The 9,663-nt window shown below is 35.1% G+C and carries 10 protein-coding genes and 1 riboswitch; of the genes, 5 read left to right on the forward strand and 5 right to left on the reverse strand.

The window, feature by feature from the left end:
- Positions 1 to 185 precede the first annotated feature (185 nt).
- Complete coding sequence (locus tag KTQ83_RS10105; RefSeq protein ID WP_217256742.1) at positions 186 to 1,871, forward strand: SulP family inorganic anion transporter; 1,686 nt, start codon at positions 186 to 188, stop codon at positions 1,869 to 1,871.
- Positions 1,872 to 2,078: 207 nt separating this feature from the next.
- Here the strand turns inward: KTQ83_RS10105 and KTQ83_RS10110 are convergent, their stop codons facing one another.
- A complete protein-coding gene (locus tag KTQ83_RS10110; protein WP_217256743.1) occupies positions 2,079 to 2,222 on the reverse strand; it encodes a hypothetical protein in 144 nt (47 codons plus the stop codon).
- A 329-nt stretch (positions 2,223 to 2,551) separates the two neighbouring features.
- Between KTQ83_RS10110 and KTQ83_RS12360 the strand changes: the two genes are divergently transcribed.
- The gene (locus KTQ83_RS12360; protein ID WP_244975841.1) at positions 2,552 to 2,725 is read left to right on the forward strand and encodes a hypothetical protein; all 174 of its coding nucleotides are present in this window, start codon (positions 2,552 to 2,554) and stop codon (positions 2,723 to 2,725) included.
- A gap of 305 nt (positions 2,726 to 3,030) precedes the next feature.
- On the opposite strand, the gene KTQ83_RS10120 is transcribed toward KTQ83_RS12360, so the two are convergent.
- From KTQ83_RS10120 to KTQ83_RS10135, 4 genes are all read right to left on the reverse strand, one after another.
- On the reverse strand, positions 3,031 to 3,687 hold the full coding sequence (locus KTQ83_RS10120) for an ABC-2 transporter permease (RefSeq protein WP_186999583.1): 657 nt from the start codon (positions 3,685 to 3,687) through the stop codon (positions 3,031 to 3,033).
- Positions 3,684 to 4,535, reverse strand: a complete 852-nt coding sequence (locus KTQ83_RS10125; protein ID WP_186999584.1) for an ATP-binding cassette domain-containing protein — start codon at positions 4,533 to 4,535, stop codon at positions 3,684 to 3,686. Before KTQ83_RS10125 ends, KTQ83_RS10120 begins: the two co-directional genes overlap by 4 nt.
- 3 nt (positions 4,536 to 4,538) lie before the next feature.
- Positions 4,539 to 4,910 (reverse strand): GntR family transcriptional regulator, encoded by a 372-nt coding sequence (locus KTQ83_RS10130; protein WP_004611555.1) that lies wholly within the window; start codon positions 4,908 to 4,910, stop codon positions 4,539 to 4,541.
- Between the two features lie 202 nt (positions 4,911 to 5,112).
- Positions 5,113 to 5,250, reverse strand: a complete 138-nt coding sequence (locus KTQ83_RS10135) for a helix-turn-helix domain-containing protein (RefSeq protein ID WP_117926413.1) — start codon at positions 5,248 to 5,250, stop codon at positions 5,113 to 5,115.
- Between the two features lie 260 nt (positions 5,251 to 5,510).
- On the opposite strand from KTQ83_RS10135, the gene KTQ83_RS10140 reads away from it, so the two are divergent.
- The 3 genes from KTQ83_RS10140 to pflA all read left to right on the forward strand — a co-directional run bounded on the left by KTQ83_RS10140 (position 5,511) and on the right by pflA (position 9,605).
- On the forward strand, positions 5,511 to 6,380 hold the full coding sequence (locus tag KTQ83_RS10140) for a YitT family protein (RefSeq protein ID WP_117926411.1): 870 nt from the start codon (positions 5,511 to 5,513) through the stop codon (positions 6,378 to 6,380).
- A gap of 53 nt (positions 6,381 to 6,433) precedes the next feature.
- Positions 6,434 to 6,510: riboswitch (ZMP/ZTP riboswitch) on the forward strand.
- Positions 6,511 to 6,613: 103 nt separating this feature from the next.
- Positions 6,614 to 8,851, forward strand: a complete 2,238-nt coding sequence (gene pflB, locus KTQ83_RS10145) for a formate C-acetyltransferase (protein WP_117926409.1) — start codon at positions 6,614 to 6,616, stop codon at positions 8,849 to 8,851.
- Positions 8,852 to 8,879: 28 nt separating this feature from the next.
- Entirely contained in the window at positions 8,880 to 9,605 is a 726-nt protein-coding gene (gene pflA / locus KTQ83_RS10150; RefSeq protein ID WP_117926407.1) for a pyruvate formate-lyase-activating protein, read from the forward strand.
- Positions 9,606 to 9,663 lie beyond the last annotated feature (58 nt).

The raw sequence follows: 9,663 nt of genomic DNA on the forward strand, positions 1-9,663 counted from the left end.
TATAGCACTGCCTGTAATAATTTGTCACTTACCACCCATTTGCAAAAGAGGAGCTTTTTCATATTATTCTCCTGAAATTTAGTGTTATATGTATAGTATATCAAATACTAGTATATAAAATTCCTTAAAAATACTTAAATTATGGTATACTTTAAAGGTTGTTAAAAAGAGAGGGATATTAACAAATGAATTCACTAAAACCGATGTTACTTTCATCACTTAAAAGCTATGATAAGTCTCAGTTTTTCAAAGATGTGACAGCTGGAATTATCGTCGCTATTATCGCATTACCATTATCGATTGCATTAGCACTTGCTTCTGGCGTTGGACCGGAAGCCGGTATATTTACTGCAATTGTGGCAGGTTTTGTCATTTCAGCACTAGGCGGAAGCAGTGTACAAATTGCAGGACCGACTGCTGCATTTGCGACGATTGTTGCTGGAATTGTAGCGCATGATGGAATGGATGGCCTTGTCGTTGCCACAATTCTTGCAGGTGTTTTTTTGATTTTGATGGGTCTATGTCATTTTGGAAGTCTAATCAAGTTTATTCCATTTACTATTACGACAGGTTTTACTTCGGGTATTGCCGTTACGATTGTGATTGGACAATTAAAAGATTTTTTTGGATTAACTTATCCAACGGGAGTAAAGCCTATTGAGACGGTTGAAAAATTTGAGACTGTAATCCATAATTTTTCTACAATGAATATGGATGCCGTGATTGTAGGTGTGGTATCTTTAGTTATCTTGATTATTGCTCCATATATCTTTAAAAGAATCCCAGGCTCACTTTTAGCCGTTATTGCTGGAATTTTGATGGTTCAATTCTTGCCTTTAAAGGTAAATACAATTGGAAATCTTTATACCATCAGCAATGCATTACCATCTTTACATTTTCCAAGCTTATCATTAAACATGATTCAAAATGCATTACCGAATGCACTAACCATAGCTGTATTAGCGGCCATTGAATCATTACTTTCTTGTGTTGTTGCTGATGGCATGATTAATGGAAAACATCGTTCGGATATGGAACTTGTTGCGCAGGGTGCTGGAAATATTGCGTCAGCTTTATTTGGAGGAATTCCTGCCACGGGTGCTATCGCAAGAACGGCTGCCAATATTAAAAATGGAGGAAAAACACCGATTGCCGGTATGGTGCACTCTATCACATTAGTAATTGTATTGGTTGTTTTAATGCCATATGCCGGAATGATTCCGATGCCTACCATTGCAGCAATTTTATTTATCGTCGCATACAATATGTGCCAATGGCGTACCTTTGTGAACTTAGCTAAAACAGCACCTAAGAGTGATATTATAGTTTTAGTCACTTCATTTGTGCTAACTGTAATTTTTGATTTGGTTGTGGCCATTGAAGTGGGAATGGTACTTGCTTGTTTATTATTCATTAAACGTATGAGTGAAGAAACAAAAGTCAATGGCTGGACATATGTAGATGAGGATACACTCGATGTTGATGAACACCTTCAAAAGCTTCCCCTTCAGATTCGTGTCTATGAGATTTCAGGACCCTTGTTCTTTGGAGCGACCAGTGTGATTGAAGAAATTGTGGTAAAAGATTTTACAACATGTCTAGTTCTTCGTATGCGCAGTGTTCCTTCATTAGATAGTACGGCACTAAACGCATTAAAGGATTTAGTTCAAGTTTGTGAATCCAAAGGAATCACGATTGTATTTTCACATGTGAATGATCAACCGATGAAGGTCATGGAAAAGGCAGGCTTTATTGAGCTTGTGGGAGAAGAAAACTTCCAACCAAGTATCAGTGCAGCACTAGATCGTGCTGAAGAAATTGTTCATAGTAAACAAGAAAAGACTTTTTCTGCAAAAAAGTCACACGTCTAAATGACGTGCCAGGTTCGTTTCCAGTCATCCGGTAACATTTCAATATTCACTCCATCTTTCTGAATCATTCGGTTTCCCGATTCACTCAGAAAGATGGAGTTTTTATTGTATGCTTTATTTATAAATACTTCAGAATTTCATCCATGATCTATGTACCTATCATCCAGTAAGATATCATAAACTTCTAGTTCTGATTATTTATCTCATTTAATCCACAAATCCCATGCCTCTTCGATTGATGACATAGGCTGCACAATAATGTACACTCAGTCCTTTGATCTTTGTATACTTTTCTTTTCCAATCCTACTCGTATTCTTTGGATCTACTTTAATAACATCCACTTCATTCATCAAACATTTTCTTTTCACTTTTTCTATACCATGAAGAGAAGACTGCAAAGGCTATAGTTGAAGGCATAGACCTTCTCGAATCAATATTAGGAAAAGATCTATTCAAAAAGGAAGTGGAGGTAATCAAGACAGATAGAAGTACTGAATTCTCAGATGTAGAAGGACTAGAAAAAGACAATGATGGCATCAACTCATGTCTTTTACTGCGATGCTATGCAATCATGTCAGAAAGGAAGTCTTGAGAACAACCACAAGGGATAGGTTACATATGCCCTAAAGAAGCAGGTCTCAAGGAGCTTGGTCTTGATTCACAGCAGAAGGCTAATCTCATGGTATCCCACATCAATTCCCAGCCAAAGGAGAAGCTAAAAGGAAAGTCACTGCTGGAGATGATGGAGTTCCTAAGTCCAGATTTATATAAGAAATTCATAGAATTTGGAATCAAGAAAATAGAAAATGATGAAATAATTTTAAAACCATATTTACTAAAAGAAGATAACTAAAATCATTCGGAGAATGTATGAAACATGAGATGCAGACTGACAATAGCACATGCAGTTAAAGTGGAATTTAGTCTTACACCCGAAAAAATGAACGAAATTCCATAGCTTTATTGTTCCCTAAAATACCATGATTTCTGTCATGAAAGTCACACTTCTTGTATACGTATGATTAAGTTCCATTCTTAAAACCAAAAGAATATCAGACTTAATATCCGATATTCTTATGAAAATATAATTCTGAACGAGTAAATTCCAAAATTTTTTTGTTCCGTTTTAAAGTGGAATTTAACTTTTCACTTTAGCTTTTAAAATTCTTTTTTGTTCATAATTGACAAACTGATTTTCATTGAAACCAATAACATCAATAAAGCGATAATAATTGCAATAGCGATAAGAACTCCCATGCTTACAGTTGGCAAATTATCTAGCAGACTAACTAAATCAATATTGAAAATGGCTTCTGCTCCTTTCACGATAACGAGAGTGATTACTTCCAGACCGCCCAATACACCAATCATAGCAATTCTTCCTTTATCTCCACCGAATTTTAGCCGAAAAGGAAGCATGATTGCTTGAACGACAATCATAATAGGTAAAATCATCAATGAACTCTGTACTAAATCTGTAATAGGTAATGTATCTTTCAATACAGTTGTAATTATTCCTAAAATAGTTGCCAAAACCCAAGCAATACATCCCAATAATAGACCAAGAAAGTATTTTTCACTCACATAATGATTACGTGTAATAGGTAATGTAAACAGAAACGCATTTCCATTATCAAAATCATCATAACTGATAGTGCTTACTGTAAAAAGTGATACAGTGAAACTCAGAAAACCTAATGGGAATATCACATCATCAGTAAATATCATCATTCCGATTACAATCGCCAAAATGAGCAACAGAAAATTTTTCTGTGACATCATCAATTTCAAATCTTTTACGAATAAGCCTTTCATTGTTCTGTCCCCCTTATCATCATGGTAATAACTTCATCTATTGTACCTTTTTCAATGGCAATTTTAGGATAATTTTCCATATAATACTGTTTCTGATTTGTCAGACAGCTATATCCATATGTTTCTTTTTTGGAACGCAATATAAACTGTTTATCCAGCTTGCTGTATTGTTCTGCGTCTACTTTTAATAAAGCATAGTCGCTAAGAAGAACGTCCGTATCTTCATGCAGAATAATTTTTCCGTCATGTATCATATAAAGGTCGTCACATAGCGACTGCAAATCACTGGATATATGAGAGCTGATTAAAATGGAGCGTTCTTCATCTTTTTCCAGAAATTCTCTTAACATTTCAAGCAATTCGTCTCTTGCGATTACATCTAAACCTGCTGTCGGTTCGTCCAGTAGCAGCAGTTTTGCATTGTGTGAAATTGCAACCAGCACTTTTAATTTTACTTTCATTCCTGTTGAAAATTCTTTTATCTGTTTATTCATAGGTAGTTGAAATTTCTGTGCCTGTTCTATAAATAGTGATTTGTCGAATTTTGAGTACATATTCTGCAATATAGGGATAATATCTTTTATCTTCAGATACCCACTAAAACCAGAATCCGACAATACTACACCCAATTCCTCTTTATCTTTTGCTGTGAAGTTTTTTCTGTCCTTTCCAAGTATGGTAATATTTCCGCCATCAGGTGAAATCAAACCTAATATCGCCTTAAATGTTGTGCTTTTTCCAGCACCATTTTGTCCAATCAAGCCTGTTACACATCCAGACATAAGCTCTAATGAACAATCAAGAGAAAAATTCTCATAATGCTTTTTCAAGTGTTCAATTTTTAACATACATCAACCCTCCAATATCAACTCAAATAAACTTTTTATATCTTCATCACTAATACCACATCGTCTGCCTTTTTGGATAGCCTGCTCCAAATCCGCTTCCAATTCTTTTTTCTGTTCTTCCAAAAGCAGTTCTGTATTTGTAGCCGCTACATAAGTGCCTTTTCCATGTACTGTAACCGTAAAACCCTCACTTTCCAAATTGTCGTAAGCTTTTTTTACAGTTAAAGCACTTATTTTTAGTTCCTTAGAAAGTGTACGGACAGATGGAAGATTGTCGTTTTCCTTTAGTTCCCCGTTGCGTATGAGCATTTTAATCTGGTCAACAATCTGTTCATATATGGGAACCATTAGGGAAGTGTTGATTATAATTTTCATTCTTTATATCCTTCTTTCTTTTCTTGGAAACAGTATATAACAGTCGCAAACTGTTGTCAAGTGTTATGCGGTGTTTGTTGTAAATTTTCTTTTTATATTAAAAACATGCAAATCAATATAGAAATGCATGTTAAAAAATATAGTATTCTATTGTAATTCCTTTAACGAAAGCAGGTGTTTCATGGATTGTTTCTAATATCCTTTAGTTGGGGAAACTCCATTTTTCCCATCGCGAAATGGTTTTATTTGTCACACCTAATTTTTCAGCTAACTGCTCTTGTGTATATCCTTTTTTCTTTCGATTCATTGCGATAAAGGCTCCTATCTTTTTTGTGTCCATAATGGGCCTCCTTTCATCTAAAATATTACTATTTTCGCTATACATTGAACATCCCACAAATAGCTAACTAGCAGACACAAATAGCGAATTAGCAGATTCTTCTTGACTTAAATGATCATGTTCAATACAATAGATGGGTGCATTAAAAATAACGTTCACTCTTCACCGGATGAGTGGTTAAAGCGTCTAGGATCAAATCGTAGGTGCAGTGATTTCACTGTAAGATTTGATCTTAGGCGTTTCTTTTTTTGGAGGTGTTTATGAATAAGACAAAAGAATTATTGGTACAAATGATGTGGGAATTAGTTGGCAGTATCTTTGTTGCGATTGGAATTTATAATTTTGCCGTACAAGCTAAGTTTCCTATGACAGGATTTTCGGGAATTTCAATTATCTTTTATCGACTATTTAATATTCCCATTGGTTTTTCAACGATTCTATTGAATATACCTGTTGCAATACTTTGTTACAAATTATTAGGAAAGAAGTTTTTTATCAGTTCCATTCGCTGTATGATTGTATCTTCGTTGATTATTGACTATGTGGCACCATTATTTCCAGTCTACCAAGGAGATCGATTATTAGCTGCCTTATGTACGGGAGTTTTTGGTGGAATTGGTTATGCGATGATTTATACAAGAAATTCATCTACAGGAGGATCTGATTTTATCATCATGGCTGTAAAGGCATTAAGACCTCATTTATCTTTAGGAAATATTGCCTTTTTATCAGATGTTGGCATTATTCTAGTGGGTGGTATTTTATTTAAAGATGTAGATGGAATGATTTATGGTATGATTGTAAATTTATTATTCGCGGTTGTAGTGGATAAAATGATTTATGGCTTGAATTCAGGTAAGGTCGCTTTTATTGTGACAAAACACGGAAAAAGAATTTGTCAGGTGATTGACGAAACAAGTCAAAGGGGAAGTACGATTTTAAATGCTCAAGGTGGATATAAACAAGATGATATGCAAGTGGTAATGTGTGCATGTAACAGTAAAGAAATGTATCAAGTAAGAAAGGCTGTACAAGAAGCGGATCCAGAATCTTTCTTTGTGGTTGTAGAGTCGCATGAAGTACATGGAGAGGGGTTTAAAATGACAAATATTGGGGAAGCACAAAGCTAAATTCATGCCCGTGATGAAAACGCTTGCGTAATTGATAGTTCTTTGTTATGATTTAGATATCATATGACTGACGGAAGTGGAGTTACCACATGAAGTATGATGTTATAGGCCGACCGTCTGGGCAAGTTTACTTTGTCTTTTCGGTGGGTCTTTTTAATTGACTACTCGAAGAAATCATAGTAAACTTAAAATAACTGTTAGATTAAACTAACTGTCATTAGAAGGAGGCAATTATGAAAGAACAATGGCAAGGATTTAAAGGCAGTAAATGGAAGGACGAGGTAGATGTTCGAGATTTTATTCAAAACAACTACAAACCTTATAATGGAGATGAAAGCTTTTTAGAAGGTCCAAAAGAATCGACAAATACTTTATGGGCTGAGCTTCAAAAACTACAAAAAGAAGAACGTGCCAAAGGCGGTGTATTAGATATGGAAACAGAAGTGGTTTCGAGTCTAACTGCTTATGGCCCTGGATATTTAGATAAAGATTTAGAGAAGGTTGTCGGTTTACAAACAGATAAACCATTAAAACGTGCATTTATGCCTTATGGCGGTATTCGTATGAGTGAAGAGGCATGCGAAACTTATGGATACAAACCAAGTGAAAAATTACATGAAATCTTCACAAAATATCATAAAACTCACAATGATGCTGTATTTAGTGCATACACACCAGAAATGCGTTTAGCACGTCGTAACAAAATCGTTACAGGATTACCAGATACATATGGTCGTGGACGTATCGTAGGGGATTATCGTCGTGTTGCACTTTATGGTATTGATTATTTAATTGAACAGAAACAAAAAGATTTAGCATATTGTGGCGATGGAACAATGACGGATGATGTAATTCGTCAGCGTGAAGAATTGGCTGAACAAATCAAGGCGTTAAAAGAAATGAAAATTATGGCAGCAAGCTATGGATATGATATTTCTCAGCCTGCTAAAAACTCATTAGAAGCAGTACAATGGCTATACTTTGGATATTTAGCTGCTATTAAAACACAAAATGGGGCGGCTATGTCAGTAGGTCGTATTTCAACATTCTTAGATATTTATTTTGAAAGAGATTTAGAGAATGGTGTCTTCACAGAAAGTGAAATTCAAGAAATTGTTGACCATGTGACAATGAAATTTAGAATGGTTAAGTTTGCTAGAATTCCTAGCTACAACCAATTATTCTCAGGAGATCCAGTTTGGGCAACACTTGATGTTGGTGGTTTAGGTATGGATGGAAGAAGTATGGTTACTAAAACTTGTTTCCGTTTCTTGCATACACTTGAAAATATGGGACCGAGTCCAGAACCAAACTTAACTGTATTGTATTCTTCAAATTTGCCTGAACCATTCAAGAAATATGCTGCAAAAGTAAGTATTGATACAAGTAGTGTACAATATGAAAATGATGATGTAATGCGTCCTGTATGGGGAGATGATTATGCAGTATGTTGTTGTGTAAGTGCTACGCAAACTGGTAAAGAAATGCAGTTCTTTGGTGCTCGTGCAAACTTAGCTAAATGTTTACTATACGCTATCAATGGTGGTGTAGATGAAAAGACAAAAGTACAAGTAGGTCCAGAATATAAGCCCATCACAAGTGATTATTTAGATTATGATGAAGTAATGCATAAATACGATATCATGATGGACTGGTTATCAGGGTTATATGTAAATATTTTGAATTTGATTCAATATATGCATGATAAATATTATTATGAAGCAAGCCAGATGGCTTTGATTGATACAGATGTACGTAGAACTTTCGCAACGGGTATTGCTGGATTCTCGCATGTAGTAGATTCATTGAGTGCTATCAAATACGCAAAAGTGAAGACAATTCGTGATGAAGATGGATTGGTAGTTGATTATGAAATTGAAGGAGATTTTCCTCGTTATGGAAATGATGATGACCGTGCGGATGAAATTGCTGTATGGTTATTAAAGACATTTATGCGTAAGATTGAAAAACACCACACATATCGTGATAGTGAACCAACGACTTCAATTCTTACAATTACTTCAAATGTTGTATATGGTAAAGCTACAGGTGCGCTTCCAGATGGAAGAAAAGCAGGAGAACCATTATCACCAGGTGCTAACCCTGCATATGGAGCAGAACAAAATGGATTGTTGGCATCGCTAAATTCTGTCGCAAAACTTCCTTATGAATATGCGTTAGATGGAATTAGTAATACGCAAACAATTAATCCAGATGCGTTGGGTCACAATGAAGAGGAAAGAGTAAATAACTTAGTGAATGTATTGGATGGATACTTTGATCAGGGTGCTCACCACTTGAATGTGAATGTATTTGGTGTAGAAAAATTAAAAGATGCGATGGAACATCCAGAAAAAGAGGAATACGCAAACTTTACAATTCGTGTTTCTGGCTATGCCGTTAAATTTATTGATTTAACTCGCGAACAACAATTAGATGTTATTAGTCGTACATGTCATAAGAGCCTTTAATAAGGCTCTTTCTAGTTAGGGGGATATTATGTTAGGAGCAATTCATTCGATTGAAACGTTTGGCCTTGTAGATGGACCAGGCGTAAGATATGTCATCTTTATGCAAGGATGTCATATGCGTTGTAAGTTTTGTCACAATGCCGATACTTGGAAAACGAAAGAGCCAGATCAAAGTGCAGAAGTGGTATTAAAGAAAGCTTTACGATATCGTCCTTACTGGAAAGATAATGGTGGCATTACAGTCAGTGGCGGTGAACCGTTACTTCAAATTGATTTTCTGATTGAACTTTTTACATTAGCTAAAAAAGAAGGTGTCAATACAGTTTTAGATACTTGTGGACAACCATTTACTTTTGAAGAACCATTCTTTTCTAAGTTTAAACAACTTATGAATGTTACAGATTTAGTATTATTAGATATAAAACATATTGATGAAATGGCTCATAAAGAATTAACGGGACATACGAATCAAAATATTTTAGAACTAGCTAAGTATTTGTCGGATATCCAAAAGCCAGTATGGATTCGTCATGTATTGGTACCAACAATCAATGCAGATGAAAAATATTTGGAACGACTACATCAATTTATTATTCAATTAAAAAATGTAGAAAGAATAGAAGTATTACCATACCATACTCTAGGGGCTTATAAATGGAAAGAACTTGGCTTAGAATATCCTTTAGAAGGAATTAATCCGCCAACTGAGAATCAACTTCAAATTGCGAATACAATACTCGAAACAGGGAAATGATCGATGTCATTAAGTTAAGAAATGACGGCTTTGAGGGGAACATAAAAAAATGTGCTCC

The organism is Holdemanella porci (assembly GCF_019052655.1).
Classification (GTDB): Bacteria; Bacillota_I; Bacilli_A; order Erysipelotrichales; family Erysipelotrichaceae; genus Holdemanella; species Holdemanella hominis.